Here is a 25,076-nt window from a genome sequence, read left to right on the forward strand (position 1 = left end):
ACGCTTGGGTGAGCTTGATCGAGCCCGTACAGTGAGTGAGCAGATCGACACTCTTTGTTTCGACGCCAGATGCCGTGAGCACCAGACGCCGGAGGGACCCGTGCCGACCATGACCACTTCCCACTCCCCGCCCCAGTCCAGGCCTGCGACAGTTCGTAGTTCCCTGGGCTCCATCCTTCACCATGACCTACCGGCCTCGCTGGTGGTCTTCCTGATTGCCATTCCGCTCTCGCTGGGCATCGCCGCAGCCTCGGGCGCCCCGCTGATCGCCGGCCTGGTGGCCGCCGTGATCGGCGGCGTCGTCGCCGGTGCGCTCGGCGGTTCAGCGCTCCAGGTCAGCGGCCCCGCCGCAGGCCTCACTGTTGTCGTCGCGGGCCTCGTCGGCCAGTTCGGGTGGGCCGCCACGGCCGGCATCACCTGCGCTGCCGGCCTGGTCCAAATCCTGCTCGGAGTCACCCGGATCGGGCGGCTCGCGCTCTCGCTCTCCCCCGCTGTCGTGCACGGCATGCTCGCGGGAATCGGCATCACCATCGCCGTGCAACAACTGCACGTCGTCCTCGGCGGTCAGGCGCAGAGTTCGCTGATCGCCAACGTAGCGGCGCTTCCCGGTCGCCTGGTCGCACACCATCCGCAATCGGTGCTGGTCGGCGTGCTGACCGTCGTCATGCTGCTGGCCTGGCCCCGGTTGCCCAAGGTCAAAGTGGTGCCCGCACCGCTGGTCGCGGTGGTGGCCGTCACGGCGCTGGCCGCAGTCTGGATGCCTGATGTCACGCGGGTGAACCTGCCCGACCAGCCGCTCAAAGAGCTCATCCCACCGGCCATCCCCGAGGGGACACCAGGCCAAATCATCGCGGCGGTGCTGACCGTCGCCCTGGTGGCGAGTGTGGAGTCCTTGCTCTCGGCTGTTGCTGTCGACAAGCTGCACAACGGCAAACGCAGCAACCTCGATCGCGAGCTGATCGGGCAAGGCGCGGCGAACGCAGTCTCCGGCGCCCTCGGTGGGATGCCGGTGACCGGTGTGATCGTGCGCAGCTCGACCAACGTCGCGGCCGGCGCCAAATCGCGCGCCTCGGCGATGATGCACGGTCTCTGGATCGCGGCGTTCGTCCTCGCGGCCGGCTCCATGCTCGAGCTGATCCCGATGGCGGCACTGGCCGGCGTACTGCTGGTGACCGGTCTGCGACTCGTGCAGCTCGCGCACATCCGGACGCTCCGCCGGCACGACGAACTCCTCGTGTACGTCGTCACCGCCGCAGGCGTCGCCGTACTGGGACTGGCCGAAGGAGTCCTGATCGGCCTTGTGCTGGCGCTCGTGCGCGTGCTCTATCGGTTGTCGAGGGCAACGGTCACCGCCACCGAGGAGGACGGGCAGTGGACCGTGCAGATCCGCGGCACCCTCGTCTTCCTTGGCGTCTCGTCGTTGATCCGGACGCTGCGCTCGATCCCGACCGGCGCCAAGGTCCGGGTCGATCTCGCGGTCGATCACCTCGACCACGCGGCGTACGAGGCGATCGAGGACTGGCGCCGCGGTCACATCGCCCGCGGCGGATCGGTCGAGGTGAACCGGATGGCCGTCCGGGCCGCGCTGCGCTCCACCCCCGCGCGACGGCTGCTGCCCTGGCAATCCCAGGTGATCGCCGAGCCGGACCAGCGCGCCTCGATGCTCGACGGTATCCGCGCGTTCGAGGAGTCGGCCGACCAGATCCGGCCGATGCTCGCCAAACTCGCTGCCGACGGTCAACGACCGACGCAGCTCTTCATCACCTGTGCCGACTCGCGGATCGTGCCGAACATGATCACCACCACCGGCCCCGGTGACCAGTTCTGCGTGCGCAACATCGGCAATCTCGTCCCACCGCACGGCTCCGACAGCAACTCGGTCGAAGCCGCGATCGAGTATGCCGTCGACGTGCTCGGCGTCCGGACGCTCGTCGTCTGCGGCCACTCGCACTGCGGCGCCGCCGCGGCCACCCTGGAGGCGAACGTGCCCACCGGCACCGGCCTGCAGAACTGGCTGCGCCACTTCGAACCCTCGGTACGGCGCGCGGTCGCGATGCCGGACATCGTCGACCCGGCCACCGGCGCGAAACTGTCGCCGACCGACAAACTCTCGGTCGCGAACGTCGGTGTCCAGCTCGCGAACCTGCGCAGTTTCGCCTGTGTCCGCAGGGCCGAAGAGGAAGGTCGGCTGGAGCTGGTCGGCCTCTGGTTCGACATCAGCGTCGCCGCGGCGCGGCTGGTTCTCGACCGCGAGCCCTACCTGGTCCGCGCCGACGAAGAGCTGGCCGCCGCAGGCCGCCGTTCATTGAGCTGACGCCCGGCCCCGGTGTCACCTTCGGGTGGCACCGGGGATCGGTCAGCCGACGGTGGTCGCCGGAGCCACAAACGTGTTGCAGGCAGCGGGATCTGCGGCCCGGAATCCGCTGATGGACCAGCGACAGCACCAACGTCTTCGTGCCCGCGACCGTAAGGGCAATCAGATCGTCGTACGGCGGGATGCCACCAAGCTGCCATCCTGATAGGCGTCGGTGCGGAGCTGCTGACCGGCGGCAGCGTCGAGGATCGTGATGGTGAGTGGCGCAGCGGACAGGTCTTCGGAGCTGATCGGTCGGTCGTCGAGATAGAGGTCGGCGCGATCGGCTCCGGATACGGTCAGCGTGACGGTGAGCGTCGTACCGGCCAACGCCGTAGCGACATCCAAGCGACGAGTGGGCATCGCGGCCAGGAGCGCGCCGGCTCGGGCCAGCAGGTCGACGTTGCCGTCGAGCAGGTCGGCGCGGGTCATCCGGTGCAGCTCCGACGGCTGGATGCCGAGGTCTTCGACCGGCGTACCGGCGAGCTCGCCGACGCGGAGCGTACGCCGGATTGCGACGCGCAGGTTGGCGCCGTTCGGCAACGCCTCGTACGGCGAGGTCGGGTCGGGTGGCGGCGGTTCGTTGAGAAGCGCGGCGAGCAGGCCGTGCGTCCACACGTTCGCGCCACCCGCGCCGGTGTTCTCGTCGACGCCGAGGATGGTGCCGATCTTGTGGTCGGCGAACCCGGCGGTGAAGATGTCCGTCGCCGAGTAGACGCGCGCATCGGTGATCAGCACGACCGGCCCGTGATAGGTCTGGCCGATGTCGTTGGCTCCGTCCTCCGGGGTGATCGACTTCGCCGCCGAGTACGCCGCTCCGGTCTCGGTCGCCAGGTCGAGCGACTCGAACCACGGGCCGAGATCGATACCGGCCGGGTTCTCGCGGTGCCGCCGGCAGATGGCCAGGTTGAGCGGCGAGCTGAGGAACTGCACCGGCTCTGGCGTGATCCGTCGCGGAGTCAGCGTCTGCAGCGTGAATTCGGCTGCGTGGATGTGCCCGCCGCCGTTGTCGCGGACGTCGACGATCAGCCCGTCCTGCGGCAGCGCCGCGGCCAGCCGGACGAACTCGTCCCGGAAGGCGACCGGATCCTGCACGCTGAACGTGAAGATCCGCAGATGGCCGAACGTACCGGACGGCGTGCTGACGGCCCGCGCCCGGAACACGCCGGGCATCGTGGTCGGCAGGTCGGCGCCACCGACCGCGGCCGGCGCCGAGAGCTCGGCCGAGCTCTGGCCGCGTTCGAGCGCGACCACCTCGCGGACGTAGAGCGCCTTCTTCGCGCGCGCCTTCTCGTCCGAGTCCAGGTCCACGCCCATCAGCGCCGACGTCGCGGTGATCGCATCGAGATCGGTCATCGGCGGCAGGTTGGTGGTGACCTGCCACTGCTCGCGGAGCTCCTGCTTCGAGCCGTCGAGACCGAGGTAGCTGAGCACGACCCAGTCCTCGTCCGGCGGTGCCTGGATCACCAACGGGCGCAGCGTCAGGGATTCGAGACCACGCGCGAGGTTCGCCGCTTCGTTGCTCCCGGCAAACTGGGCGCCGTTGAGCGCGACCGCGCGGGCGATCGCCGTACCGTTCCAGTGCGTGACCTCGGCGCCGACACCGAACTGCGGTGCGCTGTACCCGGTCACGGTCCGGGCGATCAGGTAGTGCTCACTGCCGTCCGGGTCATGGCACTTCTCGATCATGAACGGCAGGAACGCGACCTTCCCGGCGAACGGCGTGGGCAGCAGATAGTTCGTGTGCAGGTCGCGGACCGAGTGGAAGATGCTCGACAACTGCCGATGGAAGAGCCACTCCGGCTCCATCGTCTCCGGGGTCTGGCGGTCCATCCTCGCGCGCAGGACCCGCAGCCGCTGCAGCGGATTGACCGCATGCATGGCGACCTTCAGCGGCAGGTGCACATAGTTCTGGTCGAGCAGCAGCAGCGCTTGATCGACCACGATCTTGCGCTGCACGAGCGTCAGCGTCCCGGCTCCGGCCAGGAACTTCGGCAACGGGACAACAGCACCTTCATCGATTGCAGCAGTCATCTCTCCCCCTTGAATTCACGGTCCGCCGCTCGCTGCGCTCTGTCAACGGCCCGCGACGCGCCACGTTCGGCGTGCAGCCTGAGTCGATGTCAAGGACTATCAACAACATGCGTATCAGCCGAATGTTGTTAACCGCCGCCCTCCTGATCGCCACCGTCCCCGCTCTCCCGGCTCAGGCCGCTGCCTCCTTTCCCCGCATCGACGCGAGTGGGTTCCAACTCGTATCCGGCGACACCTTCGCGACGTACGGCGCTCGCGTGGCTCAGCTCGAGACCAAGCCGGCGCTCGCTCCGGTCGGGGTCACCGAGGTCCTCGCGGCGTCCAACCGGACCGGGCGCGCGCTGTGCCACTCGACGTACCTGACCGCCTCGCTGAACCCGCAGGGGTTCTGCTGGCAGGACGGCGAGGACGACGACGAGAACGTCTGGATCCCGCAGGGGTTGTCGGGCTCGGGAGACGCACAGCCGGCCGGAGGCGCGCGGCGGGTCGTCGTCGCAAGCTGGCACAACAGCGGAGACACAGCGATCCGCGTGTCCTTGCTCGATCTCGCGACCAACAAGTACCGGCATGTGTTGCTGGTGGAGCCGACCGCGGATGGCAACTTCCAGGCGGTCGCCGGGCACGGCCACGGGCTGTACTGGTCCGGCAACATGCTGGTGGTCGCGAGTGGCGGCGCCGTACTGCGGGTGTTCGACCTGCGGCACATCTGGCGGACCGACACCAGCACTGGCGAGGTTGGGCTCGGTGCTGACGGCAAGTACCACGCACTGTGGCACGCGTTCGCGCTACCGCAGGTTGGCGCCTACTGGTACTCCGGTGGTGGGTGTGCCTCGACTACCGGCGTACGGCCGTGTTTTGCCAGTCTCGCGCTCGACCACGCCGGCACCGGCTCGTTCGTCGCGGCTGAGCACACTACGAAGGGCGGTGGGCGGATTGTCCGCTGGCCGCTCAACAAGACCACCGGACTGCCTGCCGCCGGTACTGACGGAGTCGTGCGTGCGGTTGAGGCCTTCAACTCGCCGGTGTGGGGCATGCAGGGAGCCGTGTCCTACAACAACAGCTTCGTGATCGCTGGCGTCTGTCCGGAGTACGCCGACAACATCGGTGACGGTGTGGACTACCCCAGCTGTCTGCATCGCGGCACCGGCGGTGTTTCGACGTCAGTGTGGACGAAAGCACCGAAGAACACCGAGAACCTGTCCTACTGGCCGGCCACCGATGAGCTGTGGGTCATGAACGAGCAACTGCGCGAACGAGTGACCGTGCACGTTGCATTTCCGTAGTACTGCAAGGATGGGCCGGTGAGTGAGTTCTGGGACAGCATCACGTCCGCACAACCGGATCCATCCGTCCGCGTGGTGATCGGCACCGGCGTGGTCGCGCTGGTACTGATCGCCTGGCGGCCGCTGTGGCACTTCACCCGAAACGTGGTGACGATCGCGCATGAGGGCGCGCACGGTCTGATCGCCGCGCTGGTCGGCCGCAAGCTGGCCGGGATCCGCCTGCACTCGGACACGTCCGGAGTGACCGTGTCCCGGGGCAAACCGACCGGTGCGGGGATGATCGCCGTCCTGCTGGTCGGCTACCCGGGCCCTGCGCTCTTCGGGCTCGCCGCCGCCTTCACCCTCAGCCGCGGGTACGCCGTTGCGCTGCTCTGGGGACTGCTGGTCGCGTTGGTGATCCTGCTCCTGCAGATCCGGAACCTGTACGGGCTTTGGTCGGTGCTGGTCTTCGGTGCGGTCGTCTTCGGCGTGACCTGGTGGGGTTCGCCGTCCGTGCAGTCGGCGTTCGCGCATCTGCTGACGTGGTTCCTGCTGCTGGCCGCGCCTCGTGCGGTGGTCGAGTTGCAGCACTCGCGACGCGGCGGGCAGGGGCGGAGTTCGGATGCCGATCAGCTTCGGCGGCTGACCGGCGTACCGGCGGTGTTGTGGGTCGGGATCTTCGGGTTGATCGCGCTCGCTTGCCTGGCGCTCGGCGTGCTCTGGTCAGGCGTAATCCCTGCCTAATGGTTTTGTCGGCGCCGAGGTCTAGGGTGTTTTGTGCGTCGACGAAGGGATTTGTGATGAAGGCCAGCGAGATTTTGATCGATGGTTACAGCCGCATTCAGGAGCGGGTGCACGACGTCGTGAAGGGTCAGGAGGACAAGATCCTCACTTCACGACCGTCCGACTCGGCGAACTCGATCGCCTGGCTCGTCTGGCATCTGACCCGGGTCCAGGACGACCACGTCTCCGAGGTCGCCGGGCACGAGCAGACGTACACGGCTGACGGGTGGCACGAGCGCCTCGGCCTGCCGCTGGACGCTACCGACACTGGCTACGGGCACAGTCCGGAGCAGGTCGGGCAGGTTCAGGTGTCCGCGGACCTGCTGATCGGCTACTACGACGCCGTGCACGAGCAGACGCTCGAGTTCCTGCGGCAGCAAGCCGACTCGGACTTCGACCGGATCGTCGACACGCGCTGGGACCCGCCGGTCACCCTTGGCGCTCGACTGGTCAGCGTGCTGGACGACGACATACAGCACATCGGCCAGGCGGCGTACCTGAAGGGCTTGGTCAGCTAGGCAGGTTCGCCTTCCACAACGCGCCACCGGCGATCAGGTAGGCCTCCTGGTCCTTGGTGCGGACCAGCGCGGTCACCGGACCTTGCAGACCGCCGGTCGACTCCGACACCGTCCAGCTGCCCTCGTGGCCGTTGACAACCTTCACTTTGTTGTCTTGGGCAATCACTTGGGTGACGTCGCCGCCCGGGCTGCCGTCGGACAGCGGCGGCGGCAGGACGTCCTTGTCACCGACCGGGATCTCCGGTACGCCGGTCAGCCGCTGCGCCTTGGCGCCGTCGTACCGCCAGATCGCGAGCTTGTTCTCGACGAATCCGGAGATCACGCAGGTGTCGGCACAGGTGGCGGTGTTCGCCTGGCTGCGGCTGCCCGGATCGGGGAGCTCGACGCGGGTCCAGCCCTGCGCGAGTTTCGCGGACCGCCAGATCGCGGCGCCCTGCTGGACGACATTGGGTTCGAGGCGGACCTGCGAGCCGGTCAGCACGAGACCATCGCCGTACGCGGTGGCGTAGCCGGTTCCGACGAGCAGGTTCTTGGTGTTCTGCAGCGGGGTCTTCGCTGAGCCCTGCTTAAGCCACTTGTTGTTGGCCTGCGGCAACCAGACCGCCGCGTCCAGGCCGGTCACGACGCCTTCCCACGAGCCCGTCAGCGCCTCGCCGGCAGGCGTCAGTACGGCGGAGTTCATCTGGCCGGCGGAGAGGCCGTTGAACGTGTCGAACGTCTGGGGGTGTTCCTGAAGACCGGCGTCGACCGAGCCGGTCCACACCGTCCACCGGACGTTGCCGTGCGCGCCGCCGGAGGCACCGCCGAGGCCAAGGACGCGTTTGCCGTCCCAGGCGATCGAGTACCAGATCGCCTCGAACGAGTAGGGGCTCGACGCGGAGGGTTTGACGGTGAGCGTCTTGCGCTCGGAACCGTTGAGGAGCACGACTCCGGGGACGACCTTGGCGCCCTTGTGTTTGACGCCGACCAGGATCTGACCGTCGTGCTCGGCGAGAGCGACCGGTTCGGCACCGACGTCGACCTTCTCCCAGCTGATCGTCGGCTGAGCCTCGCTCTTGCTGGTGCAGGCGGTCAGCGCGGAAGCGGCCAGGGCAGAGGCGGCAAGGACGACGGCCGCGACGACTCGCTGCCTCACCTGTCTCGACCGCCTCAACGGTTCTGCGGCAGCGTCGTCGCACGCTTGCGAGCCCGCGGCGCAGACGGTGGCGGCACCATCGGGCCAATGTCGCCGTCGGGTGCCACGTCGAGGTCCACGATTACCGGCGCGTGGTCACTCGGGCCCGTCCCCTTTCGGGCCTTGCGATCGATCCAGGCCGCCTTCGTCCGGTCGGCGACTGCCTCCGACGCGAGCACCAGGTCGATCCGCATGCCCAGGTTCTGATGGAACATGCCGGCGCGGTAGTCCCAGTAGCTGAAGACCTGGTCCTCGGGCCAGCGCTCACGGACCACATCACGCAGTCCCTTCGCCGCCATCAGCTCGGCCAGCGCTTCCCGCTCGGGCGGCGTCACATGCGTGGAGCCGACGTACGCGGCTGGGTCGAAGACATCCGCGTCGGTCGGCGCGATGTTCATGTCACCGCAGACGATCTGGTCTTCCGGACCGTCCGCGATCACGTCGGCGAGAGCCTTGAGCCAGGCGAGCTTGTACTGATAGTGATCCGAGTCCGGAACGCGACCGTTCGGCACGTACAGCCCGTGGATCCGGATGCCGCCACAGGTCGCCGCGACCGCACGCGCCTCCGGATGCGGAAAGCCCGGCGCCCCGGCGACCCCGGTCACCACGTCCTCCAGGCCAACCTTGCTCAGGATGGCAACGCCGTTCCACTGGACCTCGCCGTGCAGGGCGGTCTCGTAACCACGACCAGCCAACTCACTGCCGAGCAACGCCGTGAACGCGTCATCCGCCAGCTTCGTCTCCTGCAGACAGACGACGTCAGGCTCCCGCTCGTCCAGCCACTCCAGGAGCCGAGGCATCCGCTGCTTCACCGAATTCACGTTCCAGGTAGCCACTCGCACCGCCCCAAGGTACCCGCCAACCCGTCCTACCCCCACCCCTCACTGCGGCCGCCCGCACTCTCACCAGGCACCCCACCGCTGCGAGTCACGTTGAGCACCCACCAACCACGCACCCTCCGCCAAAACGGTCGAACCGTGCTCAAGGTCGACCGCCCCGGTGGACCCCCACTTCCGCCGCTGCACGCCACGGGATCTACCTGCCGCGTCAGCGAGTTATCCACCGATCTGAAATTGCTCGGTCACAGAGGGTGGTTTCGACTGCATCCTCTTGTTCAGGAGAGAGGGAGCGGATGGCTGAGCACCTGGACTGCGAACCTGCCGACGTGACCGCGCTGGTGGCCTACCTGCGCGAGATCGGCCGGCACGAACTACTCACCTTGGAGGAGGTCTACGAGCACTCACACTGGATCGAGGCGGGCGTGCTGGCGGCCGAGCGCCTCGCCACCGGCCCCGCGCCGTACGACGCTGCCGAGCTGCAGCAGGTCGTCGCGCTCGGGCGCCGGTCGTGGCGACGCATGATCGAGTCCAACCTGCGGCTCGTGGTCACGATCGCGCGCCGCTACACCGGCAAGGGCATCTCGCTGCTGGACCTCATCCAGGAGGGCAACATCGGCCTGATCCGCGCGATCGAGCGCTTCGACCACCGCCTCGGTCATCGCTTCTCGACGTACGCGATCTGGTGGATCCGGCAAGCGCTCGGCCGCGCGATCTCCGACCGGTCCCGCCTGGTCCGGATGCCCGCCCAGGCGTACGCCGACGCCTGCCGCGTCGCCGGCGCCCGCCACGACCTCACCCAACGCCTAGGCCGCGAACCCACTCCCACCGAGCTCGCCGACGCCACCACCCTCACCCTCGCCCGCCTGGAGCGCGCCCAGGCCTGGCAGCTCCACCCCGAAGCCCTCGACCTGATCGACTCCGAACCCCTGATCGACGACGAGCCCGGCATCCTCCAAGCCGCCCTCCGCCGCGACATCGCCCACCAACTCCAGTTCCTCGACGAACTCCACGAACAAGTCATCCGCCACCGCTACGGCCTCCAAGGCCAGCCCCCAGCCACCATCGACGAGATCGCCACCCACCTCAACCGCACCCCCGACCAGATCCGCGCCCTCGAACGCGAAGCCCTCCGCCACCTCCGACGCCGAGCCACCCACCACCTCCGCGACTACGTCGCCTGACCCCCGGACCCGCAGGCGGCTTGTCGCGGCTGGGATGATGAAGGCGTGAGATTTCGGCGTAGCACCTGGCCCCGTGAGCTTGCCGACGCCGTGAGCGGTTCGGCGTCCGGGCGGAAGGAGTCCATCCTGGCGGCCGCCCAGCTGGCCGACGGGAACTGGGTCGCGGGCACCCGCGCAGCGGTCTACCTCCCGGCGGACGTCCCCACGGAGTCCCCCGGCAAGCCGACCCCCGAGTCGGTACGGCGGGTCGGCTGGGAGCAGATCGAGCGGGCAGGCTGGGATTCGGAGGCGTCGGTCCTGCACGTCTACGAGACGACCGACTTCGGCACGCCCTTGCGCGCGACCGACCTGAAGATCGACGACCCCGGCCGGTTCGGTCAGCTGCTGCGCGAGCGCGTCGACGCGAGCATCGTCGTACAGCGGCACGTCCCGCTCGCCGGCAAGCGCGGCGTCCGCATCGTCGGCCGCCGCAACCCCGCCAGCACCGAGTCCCCGATCACCTGGAACTTCGTGCTGGACAAGGGTTTGGAGCCCACCCAGCCCGGCATCGTCGACGCCGCCGAAGCGGCCCTGGCCGCCGTCCGCGAGGAGTTCGGAGTCTGACCCGGCAGCCAAAATCCCACCGATGGAATCCCGTTTTTGCAGGACGCCCCGGGCCTGCTAACCTACTCAAGTCCTCAGGGGATCGAGGACAGAAAAATACGATCCCGCGTAGCTCAATTGGCAGAGCAGCCGGCTGTTAACCGGCAGGTTACTGGTTCGAGTCCAGTCGCGGGAGCTCACAGCACCGGCCGGTTCCCTCAGGGACCGGCCTTCGTCATACCGGACGAGCGAGGTTTCCGTGGACCCGATCACCTTCGAGCACCACGAGGTCTACCTCCACGTCGAGAGCGGCATCCTCGAGCTTTTCCGCCGCAACCGCATCATCGGCTCGTACCGCACCCCCGTGAAGTGGGCCAAGGTCCGCGTCGACCACCGCAAGAAGGGCCTCACCCGCCTCAACTTCGGCCACGTCACCGACCTCGACGAGCCCCTCTACGCCACCGCACCCGGCCAGCTCCTCGCCAGGGTCGAGATCCAGACCACCGACGAACCGCTCTACCGAGCCTTCTTCACCGACCTGGCCCGCCGAGCCAACCGCCGCATCGCCGACTGACAACAGAAGGCGGACCCCGCCCGAGGTCCGCCTTCTCTCCAGCGCCCGCGGTGACTTGCCCAGTCAGCCGCCCCGGCCGCTACTTCCCCTTGCGGCGATCGATCGCCCGCTGAATCCGCTGCTGCGGCTGCCCGGTCAGCTTGGCGATCAGCGGCACCCGGTACTTGAACGCCGCCACCGCCCCGACCACGAGCACCAGGAAAATGAACCAGCCCATCGCCCGTCCCTTTCGTCGGGTCCGACCACTCCGGACCTGACCTCCATCATGCCCGCCCCACCCCAAAAACCACTCCGTCAAACCCCTGACCCACCCCTGGTTTCCCCCACCCCACCCCCACACCAGATACCATCACCCCGCACGGGGCGGTAGCTCAGCTGGTCAGAGCAGAGGACTCATAATCCTTGGGTCGTGGGTTCGAGCCCCACCCGCCCCACCACCAACCTCACCGCGCCCTCAGGCGCCGTACCTCAGCCGGTGCGGCATGAACCTGACACCGGGCACTACCTGCGCCCGTGAGTGGCAGAGTCGGCCCACGGGCAAGCCGCAGACCCGGCGACGATCGGACCCGCCCGACGAGTAGGCAGGTCAATTGCATGCAACGGCATCGGACCAGCACCATCTTCGTGGTCCTACTGACCATGGCACTGATCGGCTGCAGCACCACCGAGCGGACCCCGCCGAGCGCCGCGCCAGCCCCACTTGCGACGCAGTCTCCGGAGGTGCCGTGCGGCACGCTACAACTGCCTCTTGCGGAGGCTCCCGCCTACTCCGGGGCGGGGCCCCATCTCATGGAAACCGGAGTCCAATCTGAATCCAAAGTGGTTCACAGTGACTTCGGCTACTTCTCGCTGCCCGACGAGTTCCTGGCCCCTCCGCGAGAGGACATCCAAGTGCCGGACCCGTACCAAGCACAGCTGATCATCTGCAGAGTCGGGCTCAAGCTCCTCAGCGAGGAGGCAGTTGGGCTGTGCGGCGGTGGCGACGTACCCAACATCCCTGTCTATCCAGCAGTTCACACCTTCACGATCTACGAGACGAGAACTGCCCGACCGGTCACGACGCTCACGATCCGAGGCGACAGGCTTGCGGAAGATTCGTGCCCCTACTACGTGACGTACGGCCCGGGATACCGGGTCGACGTCGCCCAAGGAGTCACGAAAGCCGCCTTCAAGAAGCGCCTGCAATCCATCGTGTTCGGCCCCGTGCTCTGACCCTCAAGACAGTGGATTCACTCATGGCCGGAAGTTGTCATCGCCGGGTTGCGAGGGACGGGATTACGTACGCTCGACTGGCCGCTGGTCGTTGCTCATGACGACCACGCGGTACCACCTTGAGGAGCCCCGCCCCAATTCCAGGAGGCTGGAATGAGAAAGTTCCTACGTCGCGCAACAGTTCTACTCGCCGCCGCCTTGTTGACCTCGACCGCAGTCACGACCACCGCGGCTGCGGGATCCATGACTACCAACGTCACTTGGTATCACCTGGTCAACATGAGCAACGGGTACTGCATGAATATCCCCGGGGGGAGCACGGCCCGTGGCGCCGCTGTCACCCAATGGCCGTGTGGAGCCTGGGCCGATCACGACTGGTCCACGGAGTCGCTGGGCAACGGGTACTTCTGGATCAGGAATCGGAACAGCTATCTCTGCATATCGAATGCGGCCAACGACGCAGCAGGGGCACCGCTGTCGCAGCAGCCCTGCAAAAACGTCCGTCCACTGTGGTGGAAGGCTGTAGATCACAACGGATCGTTCGAGATCGTCAACAGCAACGGGATGTGCATTGGCGTACCCGGCGCCAGCGGTGACCCAGGCGTCCAACTGATCCAGTGGCCTTGCGGTGGATGGCTCGATCACCGTTGGTTCTCCGAAGTGAGCTGAATACCTGCCCTACACCAGATACCGCAGGTCGGGGCGCAGCGCTGTGCGCCCGGCCTGCGGCACCACCAAGTGCTTGGCCCGTCAGGTGCGGTAGCGGGACATTTTGGTTCGGGCGCCGCAGGTTTCCATGGAGCACCAGCGGCGGTTGTTGGCTCGGCTTTCGTCGACGAAGAGGAGCCAGCAGCCGGGGTGGGCGCATTCGCGGATGCGGTGGGCTAGGGGGCCGGTGAGTAGGTCGGCGGCGTCTTGGGCGACGACGGTTAGTAGGGCTTCGGTGTCGAGGTGGGGGCGGCGGAGCTTTAGGCCGTCGGGCGTGCGTTCGAGGGTGCTGCCGGGGGTGGGGCGGGTGGTCCAGTGGTTGAGGAGGGTGAGGTCTGCGGTGGGGGTGGTGAGGGCGGCGTAGAGGGCTTCGCGTAGCGCTCGTGCGTCGGTGAGGTCTTTACCGGAGGCCTGCAGGGAGTGGTCGGCCAGGCCGGCTTCGTGGAACCAGCGGGCTAGGTCGGCGGGGGTGCGGAGACGGTCGAAGGCGGGGCCGCCGCGTTTGGCGAGGGTGGCGGTGAAGTTCAGCGACGGGCGGCCGCCGTGCCAGGGGAAGGCGAGGTCCTTCATGTGGACAGGGTACCTGCGTTACCGGTTAAAGGGGTAACGTACGGCGGTATGAGCCTGAAGATTGCAGTGATCGGAGCCGGCGGCGTCGGCGGGTACTTCGGTGGACGGCTGGCCGCGGCCGGGCATGAGGTCAGTCTCGTGGCGCGCGGCGAGCACCTCGAAGCCCTGAGGCGGGACGGGTTGACCGTGACCAGCGTGGCTGGGGACTTCACGGTTGCGGACGCTCGCGCCACGGACGACACCGCGGAGATCGGCGAGGTCGACTTTGTGTTGCTGGGCGTCAAGACCTGGCAGCTGGAGCCGGCGATCGCCGCGCTCAAGCCGCTCATTGGGAGCGAGACGGCGGTGATCACCACTCAGAACGGCGTCGATGCGCCGCAGCAGGTGGCCGACGTGGTCGGCCGCGAAGCAGTTCTGCCTGGTGCGGTGGAGGTCATTGCGTTCCTCGATGGGCCCGGCCGGATTCGGCAGATCGGCGGCGGCAAGCTGACCTTCGCCGAATGGGACAACCAACCGAGCGCACGCACCGAGAGCCTGCGATCCGCCTTGCAGGACTCAGGATTGACGGCCGTGCTCGCCCGGGATGTCTGGACCGCCTTGTGGGAGAAGTTCCTCGCGCTGGCCTCGATCGGCGCCATCGGAACGCTGACCAACTCCCCGTACGGCGCTCTCCGCGCACGCCCGGCGATCCGGCAACTGCTCGAGGAGGCGATGACCGAGGTCTATCAGGTGGGCCGAGCGAAGGGTGTTCAGCTCGAGGAGTCCGTTGTGGCGAAGGAGATCGCGTTCATCGACCAGCTCCCGCCAGAAGGAACCAGCTCCCTGCAACGGGACATCTTGGCCGGCCGCCCCTCCGAACTCGAGGCCTGGACCGGCGCCGTCGTACGAATCGGTCGTGAGACCAACACGCCGACGCCGGTCAACAACCTGCTCTACCAACTGGCCGCGGCCCACCAGGCCTAGCGGGCGCGGTCGTACACCAGGGCGAGTTCGCCGAGTTTGCCGGTTTCCTGGTGGGTGAGGGTCCAGGCCGACGCCGGGAGGCCGTCGTCGAAGAGGCGTTCGCCGCCGCCGGTGAGCTCGGGGAAGATCATCAGGTAGAGGCGGTCGATGGCGTCGGCGGCGAGCAGGGGCTTGATGATCGAGGGTGAGGTGTTGACGAGGATGTCGCCTTCACCGGTGGCCTTGAGGTCAGCAAGGACATCGGGGATCGAGCCGCTGGCGACGCGGGAGTTCTGTCCCGGGGCCTCGGTCAGGGTCGTGGAGAAGATGACCTTTTCGACGTCGACGAGCCATTGGGCGTAGCCGCGGTCGTGCGGATCGGCATTGTTGTCCTCGGCAACGGTTGACCAGTAGCCGAGGAAGCCTTCAGCACTGGAGCGGCCCAGTACGGCGGTGGTGGCGTTCTCGTGGATGCGGGTGAGTTGAGCGCGGGCGACGTCGGTCGAGACGTAGGGAATGAACTGGCCGAAGTCGGGCGGGCCACCTGCGCCGTGGTAATGCCCGTCGAGGCTGAGGGCGATGTTGGCGGTAACTAGACGAGTCATGACTGTGCTCCTTGCAGAACGCGGTTGAGGTTGTCGAGTACTTGAGGCCAGCCGGTTTCGATGCCGGCAATGAAGGGAGCAGCCTCGACGGTTGTGTCGGCGAGGCGCAGGTCGATGCGCAGCTGAGTGCCCGCCGGCGCGGCGGCCAGCGTGAGCTCGTACGTCGCACTGAACGGCGCATCGAGGACCGTGAGGTCAAAGACCAGCCGCTCGTACGGCGTCGCCTCGCGCACCGTGCCCTCGGACCGGTACCGGCCGTCGGCATCGCGGTACTCGAGGATCGCCCGCCCGCCGGCTCGCGGCTCGAGCACACCCTCGCTCACCGTCATCGACGGCGGCGCCCACCATGAGGCGAGCAGTTCCGGCTCGACCCAGTGCTGCCAAACGACCTCGGGCGAGGCCGGTAGCGTGCGCTCGAAGGAGAACGCACGACCATCGGCCCAGCTGTCCGTCGTGGCGAGCGCAGTCTCTCGCGAGATCGAGTCGCGATACCGCGCGAGGACGTCGCGATCCTGCGCTTCGGCGGCCGAGGCCAACTGCTGCAACCTGCGCGCCAAAGCCGTCAGCGGCTCGGACTCGAGTGCGTACACCCGGCGCTGGCCGAGCGGGAACACCGTGACGAGCCCCGCTCGGCTGAGCGCCTGCAAATGCTTGGTGGTCTGCGGCTGACGCAGTCCAGTGAGCTCCGCGAGCTCGCCCACGGAGCGCGGACGCTCGGCCAGCAACTCGACCAGCCGCCACCGCGCTCCGTCACCCAGTACTGCCGCGATCTGCTCCATGACCAGAAGTATTCCTCACGAGGAATATTCTTGTCAAGGAATATGTTAGCTGTCGACGCGGAACGGGTCGTGCTCGGCGAGCAGCTTGTCCAGCCGAGCCTGGTCGACGCGTGTGGTCACGACGGACAGCTCCTGCCGGTCGCGGACGACCTTGGACAGCGTGACCGTCGAGGTGACGAGGTAGAGCAGGCCGAGACCGAGGAAGGCGCGGACCCAGCCGGGAGCGGGGAGGTAGATGACGGCGACGGTCATCGCGGTGAGAGACAGGCCGAAGGAGACGACGGCCTGGACGTAGTACGCGTTGGTCTGAGACGGCTGAATGGGCTTGGTCATGGCACGATCTTCGCCACGCAACAGCCCGATGGGATGCGCTGAACTACTCAATCCGCAGGTCGAACATCCGCCTGCCATTCTCCAGCGACTCCGTCACCGCCGCCATCCCGTGGGCGAGCATCTCATCCCGGTACGACGCCAGCGTGGTCGCGCCCGTGAGTGCCGACGTCAACCGTGCCGCATCCCACAGCGCGGTATTCGCGCCGGCGCCGGCGGACGGCAGCATCGGATGTACGGCGTCACCCAGCAGTACGACGGGACCGTCCGGCCACGGCTTCACCGACGTACAGGTCCGCAGCGCGATCGGGAACGCGGCCGACGCGTCGGCGGCATCCACGAGTTCGCCGACCACCGGATGCCAGTCCGCAACCTGCTTGCGCACAAGGCTCCACAGCTCCGAGGCCGACGAAGCGAACAGCTCGGCATCGCTCAGCCCCAGCTGCGAAGCTGTCCCGGTCATCACGGCCATCAGGTAGTCGCCATACTCCGCCGGCGGCGTCCGGAACAGCACCGGCGCAAATGCGACACCGACCCCAACACCCTCATTCACGAAGCAGAGGCCGCGCAGGAACGCCGCCGGCGCCATCGCCCGGACAGCCTCCGCCATCGGGATCTTGCCGTAGATACACCGGACCCCACTGTCATGCACCTTAAAGGCCGGCAGCAACTGCGCCCGCACCCGCGACCCGACCCCGTCCGCACCCACCAGTACGTCGGCCACCTCTGTCGTACCGTCGGCGAACCGGACCTCAACGCCGGCGCCAACCACCTCGTACGACGCGAATTCCTTGCCAAAGGCAATCACCTCGTCGAGCCCGGTCATCACCGCCCGGCGAAACGCGTACCGATCGATCGACGTCACCGAGTCCGGACCGCCGACCGGATAGATCTGCTCGAACAGCTGGTCCAGCTGCGGCGAGAACCCAGCCACCAGATCCCCCGGATGCGTCGCGGTCTCGATCACCCGCCGTCGGACCGCTTCCGGCAGCACCGCCGCAAGCGCCTCCTCCCCCACCGGACCGATGTGGATCCGGTAGCCCTGCCGTCGGAACACCGGCGACGGATCCCGTTCGTACACCCGAACCTCGACACCCGCCGCGAGCAATCCCTGCGCCAGCGCCAGCCCGCCGATCCCCGCTCCGACGATCGCAACCTTCATCTCAATCAACCCTTCAGCAAACTTTGTCATCCGCTTGGTTGATTAAGTTAGCACGGTGGATAGAAGGTCCGCTAGAGTGACTGCTGTGCGGAGATCACCGGGACCTGACGAGCGGCAGCGCGACGCCGAGCGCAGCCGGCAGCAACTGCTGGACGCGGCCGTGGTCGAGTTCGGCGCGCATGGGTTCAGCGGCGCCCGGGTGGGTGCGATCGCCGACCGAGCCGGGGTCAACAAGCAGTTGATCTCGTATTACTTCGGCGGCAAAGAGGGCCTCTACCGAGCCGTCGCCGACCGTTGGCGCGCCGAAGAGCCGGCCGTCGCCGAGGATCCCGGCACGCTCGCGGACCTGGTCGGCGCGTACGCCCAGGTCACGATCGAGCAGCCCGATCTGCTCCGGCTGCTGGTGCGCGAAGGCCTCGATCGCGACACCGCAGCCGGCGACGAGGAAGCGCAGTACCGGCGCTTCCAGGGCATGCTCGCCGACTTCCGCCGCCGTCAGTCCGAGGGCGAACTTCCCGACGACGTGGACCCGGCGTACGCCGCTCTTGCCCTGTTCGGCATCTCCGCGGCACCCGTCGTCTTCCCGCAGATCGCGCGCGCACTCGGCATCGATCCGGACGATGCCGGCCAGTACGCCGAGCAGGCCGCCCGATTGGTGGAGCAGCTCAGATCGCGCCCGTGATCGCCTTCTTGCGCAGGTCGGCGCGGTAGGCCTCGAGCGCGATCAGCTCACCGAACATCCGGTTGTAGTCGTCGGCCTTGTCGATCGGGTTGGTCCGCTGCAGCTTCGACTTCAGGTCCATGATCCGGCGCGCGCAGGTCAGCTCCTGCACCCGCGCGACCAGGGCCAACGCATACTGCTCGTCGGGATCCCGGCCCAGCCGGAGCGGGTCGACCGCGAGCGCGCCGACCACCGCGGCGGCCGGATCGTTCCCGATCGCCTCCCGTACGGCGACCACCCACGCCTCACCGGGGGCCGCCGTCGAGGGCCCACCGATCTTCTCCATCCCAGCGCGGACAGCGGCCAGCCACGGGTGCGTGAAGTCGTGGTCGTCCAGCTCGTCGAAGGCGACGCCGAGCAGATGCGGGTGCTGCATCGCGATCTTCAGCACGTCCCACTCGATCACGAACCGCTGGTCGCGCGGCGACGGCAGGTCGGCCCGCGGCGGTGGCGCCGGAGCCTCGGTGGTGGTCGTGACCGGCGTCCGCCCTTGCGGCGTCTGCGGGGGCGTGGCCGGTCGCGACGCGGCGCGATGCACCTCGGAGCGGACCTGGTCGACCTCCATGCCGAGCAGCCCGGCCAGCTCACGGGTGAACGCGTCGACCTTCGAGCGGTCCCGGATGCTGATCACGAGCTTCGCCGCGTCGCGCAGCGCGTCGATCCGGGTGTCGGCCCGGTCCAGGTCGTACTTCGACAGCACGTTCCCGAGGACGAACCGGTACAGCGGGACGCGCCGGCCGATCAGCTCGCGAACCGCCGCGTCGCCCTTCTGCAGCCGCACGTCACACGGGTCCAGCCCATCGGGCTCGACCGCGACATAGGTCTGCGCGGCGAAGGCCTGGTCGCCCGCGAACGCCTTGAGCGCCGCTCGCTGCCCGGCCTCGTCACCGTCGAAGGTGAAGATCACCTCGCCGCGGAACTGGTCGTGGTCCAGCAGCAGCTGCCGCAGCACCCGGGCGTGATCCTCGCCGAACGACGTGCCACAGGTCGCGACCGCGGTCTGCACACCGGCGAGGTGACAGGCCATCACGTCGGTGTATCCCTCGACGACCACCGCCTGGTGGCCCTTCGCGATCTCGCGGCGGGCCAGATCCACGCCGTACAGGACCTTGGACTTCTTGTAGATAGGGGTCTCGGGGGTGTTCAGGTACTTCGCTTCGATCTTGTCGTCGTCGAAGAGCCGCCGCGCGCCGAAGCCGATGACGTCGGAGGACGCGTCCCGGATCGGCCACATCAGCCGGCCGCGGAACCGGTCGTACAGCCCGCGCTGGCCCTCGGCGGAGACGCCAGAAGCGACCAACTCGGCGTTGGTGAAGCCGCGGCCGCGCAGGTGGTTGGTCAGCGCCTCGCCGCCGCGCGGTGAGAACCCGACGCCGAAGTGCACCGCCGCGTCCCGGTCGAAGCCGCGCTTGTCCAGGAACTGCCGCCCGAGCGCGGCCTCCGGAGCACCGAAGAGCTGCTCGACGAAGTACTCCGCGGCGACCTTGTGCACCTCGACCAGCCGCGGCCGCTGGTTCGCCGGGCCGCGCTGGATCGGGGCGCCGGACTCCTCGTAGCGGAGCTGGATGCCGACCTTGGCGGCCAGCGTCTCGACCGCCTCGTGGAAGGTGATCTGATCGATCTTCTGGATGAAGTCGATGACGTCGCCGCCCTCTTGGCAGCCGAAGCAGTAGAAGAACCCGCGGGCCGGCGTCACGTTGAACGACGGCGACTTCTCGTCGTGGAACGGGCACAATCCCTTGAGCGAGCCGCCGCCTGCGTTCTTCAAGGTCACGTACGAACCGACGATGTCGTCGATACGGGCTCGCTCGCGCACCAGCGCGATGTCCTCGTCCTTGATCCTGCCTGCCACCCCGCGAGTCTACGATCATCGGCAAGTCATCCCCGCCACCGGACGACGATCTGTGGACAACTCGCGTCGGTTAGGTTGGTTGCGTGCCCCGAACCCTGCGCCCCGGCCAACGTTCCGAGCTCTACACCGTCGACATTCGCACCGGCGAGCACTCGCTGGTGTTCACCTCGGACGAGGTCCTCTTCGAGGCGCCCAACTGGACGCCCGGCGGCGATCTGATCGTCAACGGTGACGGCAAACTGTTCCGCGTCGACGGCGGGCTCGTCGAGATCGAGCTCGGCGGTGTGCCGGCGATCAACAACGACCACGTCGTGAGCCCGGACGGCCACACCGTCTACGTCTCCGCCGACGACGGACACCTGTACGCCGTACCGCTGGCGGGCGGGCGTGGTCGCCGGGTCAGCAACGACCGTGGCGCGGGTTTTCACCATTACCTGCACGGGATCTCGCCCGACGGTACGACGCTCGCCTACATCGGGCTGGAGCCCGGGATCACCAACGTGTGGACGCTTCCGGCGGCCGGCGGGACCGACGTACAGGTGACGAACGACGAGTACGCCGACGACGGGTCGGAGTACGGGCCGGACGGGAAGTGGATCTACTTCAACTCCGAGCGGGCCGGGCATGCGCAGCTGTTCCGGATCGCCGGGGGCGAGGTCGAGCAGTTGACGTTCGACGAGCGGGTCAACTGGTTCCCGCACCCCGCGCCGGACGGGTCCTCGATCGCGTATGTCAGCTTCCCGCCCGGCACCGAAGGCCACCCGGCGGATATCGAGGACGTCCGCATCCGCCTGCTCACTCCGGACGGCATCCGCGAGCTCGCAACGCTCTTCGGCGGCCAGGGCACGATGAACGTGCCGAGCTGGTCACCGGACAGCACAGCCTTCGCGTACGTCGCCTACCCGATCGGACGCTGAGGATGCGGTTCATCTCGCGCGGTGAGCACCATGCCCGCTTCGAGTTCGGTGACCTACAGGTGGTCTCCCTGTACGACGGCTATATCGACATGCCGCCGACGCGGCTGCGCGACGAGAGCGGACGCCCGCTGGCGAACGTCCCGGAGACCGTTCCGCTGATCGAGGGCAATCTGCGCCTGCCGGTCAATGCCTTCTACGTCGCTGACGGCACGCGGTCGGTGCTCATCGACACCGGCGCCTCCGACGCCTTGGGACCGACGATGGGTTTGCTGTCCGACGCCTTGGCCGAGGCCGGGATCGAGCGCGGCGACATCACCGACGTCGCCATCACCCATCGCCATGGCGACCACGTTCACGGGCTGATCACCCCAGATGGCTCCGAGGCATTCCCCGAGCTTCGAAAGGTGTGGATCGGAACCGGGGACAGCGCCGTCTTCACCGGCCGGCTCGAGCCGGTCCGCGACCGCGCCGTACTGGTCGACGGCGAGGTCGCCGTCAACGACTGGGTCACGGCGATCCCGACTCCGGGCCACACGCCCGGTCACACCATCTACGACATCCGGAGCCGCGCGGGTCGGCTCCTCGCCTGGGGCGACACAGTGCACGTCCCCTCACTGCAGTTCGACCAGCCGAACATCGCATGGGAGTACGACGGCAACCAATCCCAAGCGCGTACGGCGCGAGCCGACCTGCTCGAACAGCTCAGTGAGCCAGGCGTTTTCGTGGCCGGCGCGCACCTGGACTTCCCCGGCGTCGCTCGCGTGACGCCCGCCGGGGACAGCTACGCCCTGGAGTACCTCGCTTAGACGTCGGCCAGCGGGATCGACGGGTCGGCCAGGCGGGTCGGATCGACCTGCTTGCCGGACTTGATCAGGTCGCGCACGCCACCGATGCCGTCGTCCCAAAGGTTGACGTGCATCCCCGCGAGAACGTGGTGCTCGCCGTCGAGCCAGAAGGCCAGGTAGGCGCCAGTCGACGGGTCACCGCGCAGAACCACCTCGTACGACGTGCCGTGCGGGATATCGCCGACATACTCCATACCGAGGTCGAACTGGTCGGTGAAGAAGTACGGGATGCCGTCGTGCGCGACTTCCTGGCCGAGCATCGCCTTGGCCGCGGTCGCACCGCTGTCCTTCGCGTTCTGCCAGTGCTCGACGCGAACCGGGCGGCCGTACAGCGGGTGGTCCCAGCGGACCACGTCACCGGCGGCGTAGACATCCTCGGCCGAGGTTCGCAGATCGGGACCGGCGACGATCCCGGAGCCGGCCTCACGGGTCGCGACCTCGATGCCCGCCTCCGCCGCGAGCTCCGTGTTCGGCTGGACGCCGACGCCGACCACCACCAGGTCGGCCGGGAGCACCTCGCCGCCGGAGATCCGGACGCCGGTCACCGCGCCGGTGCCCTCGAAGCCTTCGACGGTCGCACCGAAGCGGAACTCGACACCGTGCTGGCGGTGGAACTCGGCGTACAGCTCGCCGACCTTCTCCCCCATCACTGCGGCGAGTGCGGTCGACTGCGGCTCGACCACGGTCACCTCGCAGCCGCGCTCCTTCGCGGCCGAAGCAGCCTCGAGACCGATCCAGCCGGCGCCGACCACGACCACGCGCGGCGTCGCGCGATACGCATCCGTCAGCGCCTGCGACTCGGCGGCGGTCCGCAGGTAGTGGATCCCGTCCAGGTCCCCACCCGGTACGTCGAGTCGCCGGACCCGGCTGCCGGTCGCGATCAGCAGCTTGCTGTACGACTGCGTCGATCCGTCGTCGAGCGTGACCGTGTGCGCGGCGCTGTCGATCGCGGTCGCGGTCGTCCCGAGCCGCAGCTCGATGGAGTTGTCGTCGTACCACTGCTGGTCGTGCAGTTGCGCTGACTCCGGTCCCTTCTTGGCGAGCAGGACGTCCTTGGACAGCGGCGGCCGCTCGTAAGGCAACTCGGTCTCGCTGCCGACCAGGACGATGCCGCCGGTCCAGCCCTCCTCTCGCAGGGTCTGGGCCGCGGTCGCTCCCGCGAGGCTCGCACCAATGATGACGATGGGCTCTGCAGCAGTCATGTCACCGACCTTAGCCCTGCGTCACCGCAGTGTCGCGGTCAGGTGGGGCGCACCAGATCCGCGTGCCAGGCAAGTGCCGACGGGTCGGTCAACGAGGCCACCTGGTCGACGATCACGCGCAGCCTGGCCTGATCGTCCGCGGCCTCCTCCCAGTCCGCGCGCAGCGGTGCGTCCAGGTGGGTCGGCCCGGTCTTCCACAGCGCCTCGACCAGCTCGGTGAGCAGCTCGCGCTGGACGGCACGCCGCGCCTGCCGCTCCGGGGAGTTCAGCACGTGGAACATGCCGACGCCCTTGAGCAAGCCGATCTCCACCCGGATCCCATCCGGTACGACGAGATCCGCCTCGTACCGAATCAGCCGGGACCGGCCGAAGGCCGCGTGCGTCGCCTGCTCGGCCGTCGTCACGAACCGGCCGATCAGCTGGCTGGTCAGGTCCTTCAGCCCGCCGAGCGCCCGCCGGCTGTCGTCGAAGGAGCCGCCCGGCCAGTAGTTCAGCCGGGTCAGTCGCCGCCAGCCCTCGTCGAGCTCGGCATCAGTTGCCTCCGGCAAGTACAGTCGCCGGACGGTCTCCCAGTACGGCGCTCGATCGGCGTCGACCGCGGCCAGGTCGATGTGGTGCGCGACGATCCCGTCCTCGACGTCGTGCACCGAGTACGCCACGTCGTCGGCGAAGTCCATCACCTGCGCCTCGAGGCACTGCCGCTCCCCGACGCCCGGCCGCAACCACTCGAAGACGGCGAGATCGTCGTCGTACACCCCGAACTTGCGCACGCCCGCGCGGCGCGGCCACGGATACTTCGTGGCGGCGTCGAGCGTCGCGCGGCTGAGGTTGAGCCCGACACTGCGCCCGGCCGGGTCGAAGGTCTTCGACTCCAAACGGGTCAGCAACCGCAGCGTTTGCGCATTGCCCTCGAAACCGCCGATGTCCGCCGCGAGCTGATCCAGCGCCCGCTCACCGTTGTGCCCGAACGGCGGATGCCCGAGATCGTGCGCCAGACAAGCCGCATCCACGATGTCCGGATCACAGCCCAGCGTCGACGCGAGCTCGCGCCCGATCTGCGCGACCTCGAGACTGTGCGTCAGCCGGTTGCGGACGAAGTCGTCACTACCGGCGGTGGCCACCTGTGTCTTGGCCGCCAACCGCCGCAACGCAGCACTGTGCAGCACCCGGGCCCGATCGCGCGCGAACGCCGTCCGCCCCGGCCGCTTCACCGGCTCCGCGACCCACCGCTCCGCGTCGTGCTCGTCGTACCACTCATGCTGCTTCCTCATCACCGCTCACAGTAGAACGCAGTACCGCGACCAGACGACTCCACCCTTGAACACCTCCGTCCCCGCGTGCTCCAGCCGAACCCCCGCCGTCCCGCACCAGGGCTCGCCCTCCCCGACGATCACCGGATGAACGAGCAGCGCGAGCTCGTCCACCAACCCCTGCTCCAGCATCACGGCGATCAGCGAGCCACCGGACTCGACCCGCACCACCCGCACACCGCGCCTGCCGAGGCGATCGAGCACCTCCTCCAGGTCCACCTGCTCATACCCGGTGACCAGCTCCGGCGTGGTCGCATCCGGCGGTCGCGCCGGCGTCTGATCGGCGTACAACGCGAGCACCTGGGACCAATGCCCGAGCTGCCGCAACGCCTCCCACTCCCGAACTCGTGCTCGACTGTCCACCACTGCCAGCACTGGCCCGACCTCGCGCGCCCCTGGCCGCGGCCCGGCCCGCACGACACTCTCCTGAGCCAGGATCGTGTCCGCGCCGACGAGCGTGACGTCCTCCTGCCACAGCGTCGCCATCGCGTAGTAGCGGGCCAGATCCGCGTTGAAACCGGCGGTCCGCCCGTCCAGCGAGACCGCCACCTGTGCCACTACATGAGGCCGCATACCTGAACGCTAGAACCCGCCACCGACAGTTTTCGGGATTGCAGAGGC

26 protein-coding genes and 2 tRNA genes are annotated in these 25,076 nt (G+C 68.1%); 15 read left to right on the forward strand and 13 right to left on the reverse strand.

Annotated elements, in window-relative coordinates:
* Positions 1–109 precede the first annotated feature (109 nt).
* On the forward strand, positions 110–2,314 hold the full coding sequence (locus ABZS29_RS24715) for a bifunctional SulP family inorganic anion transporter/carbonic anhydrase (RefSeq protein WP_355464949.1): 2,205 nt from the start codon (positions 110–112) through the stop codon (positions 2,312–2,314).
* A gap of 162 nt (positions 2,315–2,476) precedes the next feature.
* On the opposite strand, the gene ABZS29_RS24720 is transcribed toward ABZS29_RS24715, so the two are convergent.
* On the reverse strand, positions 2,477–4,387 hold the full coding sequence (locus tag ABZS29_RS24720; RefSeq protein ID WP_355464950.1) for a S41 family peptidase: 1,911 nt from the start codon (positions 4,385–4,387) through the stop codon (positions 2,477–2,479).
* A 107-nt stretch (positions 4,388–4,494) separates the two neighbouring features.
* Between ABZS29_RS24720 and ABZS29_RS24725 the strand changes: the two genes are divergently transcribed.
* The 3 genes from ABZS29_RS24725 to ABZS29_RS24735 are packed head-to-tail and all read left to right on the forward strand — an operon-like array spanning position 4,495 to position 6,950.
* The gene (locus ABZS29_RS24725) at positions 4,495–5,670 is read left to right on the forward strand and encodes a hypothetical protein (protein ID WP_355464951.1); all 1,176 of its coding nucleotides are present in this window, start codon (positions 4,495–4,497) and stop codon (positions 5,668–5,670) included.
* An 18-nt stretch (positions 5,671–5,688) separates the two neighbouring features.
* A complete protein-coding gene (locus tag ABZS29_RS24730; RefSeq protein WP_355464952.1) occupies positions 5,689–6,393 on the forward strand; it encodes a M50 family metallopeptidase in 705 nt (234 codons plus the stop codon).
* A 56-nt stretch (positions 6,394–6,449) separates the two neighbouring features.
* The gene (locus ABZS29_RS24735) at positions 6,450–6,950 is read left to right on the forward strand and encodes a DinB family protein (protein WP_355464954.1); all 501 of its coding nucleotides are present in this window, start codon (positions 6,450–6,452) and stop codon (positions 6,948–6,950) included.
* Here the strand turns inward: ABZS29_RS24735 and ABZS29_RS24740 are convergent.
* Together ABZS29_RS24740 and ABZS29_RS24745 are read right to left on the reverse strand one after the other, a co-directional pair.
* Positions 6,943–8,085 (reverse strand): hypothetical protein, encoded by a 1,143-nt coding sequence (locus tag ABZS29_RS24740; protein WP_355464956.1) that lies wholly within the window; start codon positions 8,083–8,085, stop codon positions 6,943–6,945. The two genes, ABZS29_RS24735 and ABZS29_RS24740, sit on opposite strands and share 8 nt — an antisense overlap.
* Positions 8,086–8,099: 14 nt before the next feature.
* A complete protein-coding gene (locus ABZS29_RS24745; RefSeq protein ID WP_355464958.1) occupies positions 8,100–8,966 on the reverse strand; it encodes an exodeoxyribonuclease III in 867 nt (288 codons plus the stop codon).
* Positions 8,967–9,256: 290 nt separating this feature from the next.
* Here ABZS29_RS24745 and ABZS29_RS24750 point away from each other — a divergent pair, with 290 nt between their 5' ends.
* From ABZS29_RS24750 to ABZS29_RS24765, 4 genes are all read left to right on the forward strand, one after another.
* Positions 9,257–10,144, forward strand: coding sequence for a sigma-70 family RNA polymerase sigma factor (locus ABZS29_RS24750; RefSeq protein WP_355464959.1), 888 nt, complete (start codon positions 9,257–9,259; stop codon positions 10,142–10,144).
* Positions 10,145–10,189: 45 nt separating this feature from the next.
* On the forward strand, positions 10,190–10,747 hold the full coding sequence (locus ABZS29_RS24755) for a hypothetical protein (RefSeq protein ID WP_355464961.1): 558 nt from the start codon (positions 10,190–10,192) through the stop codon (positions 10,745–10,747).
* 102 nt (positions 10,748–10,849) lie between these two features.
* Positions 10,850–10,922: transfer RNA gene (locus tag ABZS29_RS24760), tRNA-Asn, on the forward strand.
* A gap of 63 nt (positions 10,923–10,985) precedes the next feature.
* Positions 10,986–11,300, forward strand: a complete 315-nt coding sequence (locus tag ABZS29_RS24765) for a hypothetical protein (RefSeq protein ID WP_355464963.1) — start codon at positions 10,986–10,988, stop codon at positions 11,298–11,300.
* 79 nt (positions 11,301–11,379) lie between these two features.
* On the opposite strand, the gene ABZS29_RS24770 is transcribed toward ABZS29_RS24765, so the two are convergent.
* Entirely contained in the window at positions 11,380–11,517 is a 138-nt protein-coding gene (locus ABZS29_RS24770; protein ID WP_165952873.1) for a hypothetical protein, read from the reverse strand.
* A 143-nt stretch (positions 11,518–11,660) separates the two neighbouring features.
* Between ABZS29_RS24770 and ABZS29_RS24775 the strand changes: the two genes are divergently transcribed.
* The 3 genes from ABZS29_RS24775 (at position 11,661) to ABZS29_RS24785 (ending at position 13,181) form a co-directional block, all read left to right on the forward strand.
* Positions 11,661–11,737, forward strand: a tRNA-Ile gene (locus tag ABZS29_RS24775).
* Between the two features lie 202 nt (positions 11,738–11,939).
* Positions 11,940–12,512, forward strand: a complete 573-nt coding sequence (locus ABZS29_RS24780) for a hypothetical protein (protein ID WP_355464965.1) — start codon at positions 11,940–11,942, stop codon at positions 12,510–12,512.
* 243 nt (positions 12,513–12,755) lie between these two features.
* Entirely contained in the window at positions 12,756–13,181 is a 426-nt protein-coding gene (locus ABZS29_RS24785) for an RICIN domain-containing protein (protein ID WP_355464967.1), read from the forward strand.
* An 81-nt stretch (positions 13,182–13,262) separates the two neighbouring features.
* Here ABZS29_RS24785 and ABZS29_RS24790 read toward each other — a convergent pair whose 3' ends face one another.
* Positions 13,263–13,790 carry an ABATE domain-containing protein gene (locus tag ABZS29_RS24790; protein WP_355464968.1) on the reverse strand — a complete coding sequence of 176 codons (528 nt, stop codon included), beginning with the start codon at positions 13,788–13,790 and terminating at the stop codon, positions 13,263–13,265.
* A 48-nt stretch (positions 13,791–13,838) separates the two neighbouring features.
* Here ABZS29_RS24790 and ABZS29_RS24795 point away from each other — a divergent pair, with 48 nt between their 5' ends.
* Positions 13,839–14,753 (forward strand): 2-dehydropantoate 2-reductase, encoded by a 915-nt coding sequence (locus tag ABZS29_RS24795; protein WP_355464970.1) that lies wholly within the window; start codon positions 13,839–13,841, stop codon positions 14,751–14,753.
* Here ABZS29_RS24795 and ABZS29_RS24800 read toward each other — a convergent pair.
* From ABZS29_RS24800 to ABZS29_RS24815, 4 genes are read right to left on the reverse strand one after another with little or no spacing between them, the layout of a single operon-like run.
* A complete protein-coding gene (locus ABZS29_RS24800) occupies positions 14,750–15,337 on the reverse strand; it encodes a dihydrofolate reductase family protein (protein ID WP_355464972.1) in 588 nt (195 codons plus the stop codon). The two genes, ABZS29_RS24795 and ABZS29_RS24800, sit on opposite strands and share 4 nt — an antisense overlap.
* Positions 15,334–16,116, reverse strand: a complete 783-nt coding sequence (locus ABZS29_RS24805) for a metalloregulator ArsR/SmtB family transcription factor (RefSeq protein ID WP_355464974.1) — start codon at positions 16,114–16,116, stop codon at positions 15,334–15,336. The genes ABZS29_RS24800 and ABZS29_RS24805 overlap by 4 nt, the downstream gene beginning before the upstream one ends.
* A gap of 45 nt (positions 16,117–16,161) precedes the next feature.
* Complete coding sequence (locus tag ABZS29_RS24810) at positions 16,162–16,449, reverse strand: YiaA/YiaB family inner membrane protein (RefSeq protein ID WP_355464976.1); 288 nt, start codon at positions 16,447–16,449, stop codon at positions 16,162–16,164.
* Positions 16,450–16,492: 43 nt separating this feature from the next.
* A complete protein-coding gene (locus ABZS29_RS24815) occupies positions 16,493–17,608 on the reverse strand; it encodes an FAD-dependent monooxygenase (RefSeq protein ID WP_355464977.1) in 1,116 nt (371 codons plus the stop codon).
* 85 nt (positions 17,609–17,693) lie between these two features.
* Between ABZS29_RS24815 and ABZS29_RS24820 the strand changes: the two genes are divergently transcribed.
* The gene (locus ABZS29_RS24820) at positions 17,694–18,290 is read left to right on the forward strand and encodes a TetR family transcriptional regulator (protein WP_355464979.1); all 597 of its coding nucleotides are present in this window, start codon (positions 17,694–17,696) and stop codon (positions 18,288–18,290) included.
* Here ABZS29_RS24820 and dnaG read toward each other — a convergent pair.
* A complete protein-coding gene (gene dnaG / locus ABZS29_RS24825) occupies positions 18,274–20,181 on the reverse strand; it encodes a DNA primase (protein WP_355464981.1) in 1,908 nt (635 codons plus the stop codon). The two genes, ABZS29_RS24820 and dnaG, sit on opposite strands and share 17 nt — an antisense overlap.
* Before the next feature lie 83 nt (positions 20,182–20,264).
* Between dnaG and ABZS29_RS24830 the strand changes: the two genes are divergently transcribed.
* The gene (locus tag ABZS29_RS24830) at positions 20,265–21,098 is read left to right on the forward strand and encodes a biopolymer transporter Tol (RefSeq protein ID WP_355464983.1); all 834 of its coding nucleotides are present in this window, start codon (positions 20,265–20,267) and stop codon (positions 21,096–21,098) included.
* 2 nt (positions 21,099–21,100) lie between these two features.
* The gene (locus ABZS29_RS24835; protein ID WP_355464985.1) at positions 21,101–21,904 is read left to right on the forward strand and encodes an MBL fold metallo-hydrolase; all 804 of its coding nucleotides are present in this window, start codon (positions 21,101–21,103) and stop codon (positions 21,902–21,904) included.
* Here the strand turns inward: ABZS29_RS24835 and ABZS29_RS24840 are convergent.
* From ABZS29_RS24840 to ABZS29_RS24850, 3 genes are read right to left on the reverse strand one after another with little or no spacing between them, the layout of a single operon-like run.
* A complete protein-coding gene (locus ABZS29_RS24840) occupies positions 21,901–23,145 on the reverse strand; it encodes an FAD-dependent oxidoreductase (protein WP_355464987.1) in 1,245 nt (414 codons plus the stop codon). The two genes, ABZS29_RS24835 and ABZS29_RS24840, sit on opposite strands and share 4 nt — an antisense overlap.
* 38 nt (positions 23,146–23,183) lie before the next feature.
* Positions 23,184–24,416, reverse strand: coding sequence for a deoxyguanosinetriphosphate triphosphohydrolase (locus ABZS29_RS24845; RefSeq protein WP_355464989.1), 1,233 nt, complete (start codon positions 24,414–24,416; stop codon positions 23,184–23,186).
* Positions 24,417–24,422: 6 nt separating this feature from the next.
* A complete protein-coding gene (locus ABZS29_RS24850; RefSeq protein ID WP_355464991.1) occupies positions 24,423–25,028 on the reverse strand; it encodes a dihydrofolate reductase family protein in 606 nt (201 codons plus the stop codon).
* Between the last annotated feature and the right edge of the window lie 48 nt (positions 25,029–25,076).

This window comes from Kribbella sp. NPDC005582, from assembly GCF_040605415.1.
GTDB lineage: Bacteria > Actinomycetota > Actinomycetes > Propionibacteriales > Kribbellaceae > Kribbella.

Excerpts from the sequence above, each read along its gene's own strand:
- ABZS29_RS24715 (WP_355464949.1), top strand. The coding sequence starts at position 110 with ATGACCACTTCCCACTCCCCGCCCCAGTCCAGGCCTGCGACAGTTCGT.
- ABZS29_RS24720 (WP_355464950.1), bottom strand. The coding sequence starts at position 4,387 with ATGACTGCTGCAATCGATGAAGGTGCTGTTGTCCCGTTGCCGAAGTTC.
- ABZS29_RS24725 (WP_355464951.1), top strand. The coding sequence starts at position 4,495 with ATGCGTATCAGCCGAATGTTGTTAACCGCCGCCCTCCTGATCGCCACC.
- ABZS29_RS24735 (WP_355464954.1), top strand. The coding sequence starts at position 6,450 with ATGAAGGCCAGCGAGATTTTGATCGATGGTTACAGCCGCATTCAGGAG.
- ABZS29_RS24750 (WP_355464959.1), top strand. The coding sequence starts at position 9,257 with ATGGCTGAGCACCTGGACTGCGAACCTGCCGACGTGACCGCGCTGGTG.
- ABZS29_RS24770 (WP_165952873.1), bottom strand. The coding sequence starts at position 11,517 with ATGGGCTGGTTCATTTTCCTGGTGCTCGTGGTCGGGGCGGTGGCGGCG.
- ABZS29_RS24780 (WP_355464965.1), top strand. The coding sequence starts at position 11,940 with ATGGCACTGATCGGCTGCAGCACCACCGAGCGGACCCCGCCGAGCGCC.
- ABZS29_RS24785 (WP_355464967.1), top strand. The coding sequence starts at position 12,756 with ATGACTACCAACGTCACTTGGTATCACCTGGTCAACATGAGCAACGGG.
- ABZS29_RS24790 (WP_355464968.1), bottom strand. The coding sequence starts at position 13,790 with ATGAAGGACCTCGCCTTCCCCTGGCACGGCGGCCGCCCGTCGCTGAAC.
- ABZS29_RS24795 (WP_355464970.1), top strand. The coding sequence starts at position 13,839 with ATGAGCCTGAAGATTGCAGTGATCGGAGCCGGCGGCGTCGGCGGGTAC.
- ABZS29_RS24800 (WP_355464972.1), bottom strand. The coding sequence starts at position 15,337 with ATGACTCGTCTAGTTACCGCCAACATCGCCCTCAGCCTCGACGGGCAT.
- ABZS29_RS24805 (WP_355464974.1), bottom strand. The coding sequence starts at position 16,116 with ATGGAGCAGATCGCGGCAGTACTGGGTGACGGAGCGCGGTGGCGGCTG.
- ABZS29_RS24810 (WP_355464976.1), bottom strand. The coding sequence starts at position 16,449 with ATGACCAAGCCCATTCAGCCGTCTCAGACCAACGCGTACTACGTCCAG.
- ABZS29_RS24815 (WP_355464977.1), bottom strand. The coding sequence starts at position 17,608 with ATGAAGGTTGCGATCGTCGGAGCGGGGATCGGCGGGCTGGCGCTGGCG.
- ABZS29_RS24835 (WP_355464985.1), top strand. The coding sequence starts at position 21,101 with ATGCGGTTCATCTCGCGCGGTGAGCACCATGCCCGCTTCGAGTTCGGT.
- ABZS29_RS24840 (WP_355464987.1), bottom strand. The coding sequence starts at position 23,145 with ATGACTGCTGCAGAGCCCATCGTCATCATTGGTGCGAGCCTCGCGGGA.
- ABZS29_RS24845 (WP_355464989.1), bottom strand. The coding sequence starts at position 24,416 with ATGAGGAAGCAGCATGAGTGGTACGACGAGCACGACGCGGAGCGGTGG.
- ABZS29_RS24850 (WP_355464991.1), bottom strand. The coding sequence starts at position 25,028 with ATGCGGCCTCATGTAGTGGCACAGGTGGCGGTCTCGCTGGACGGGCGG.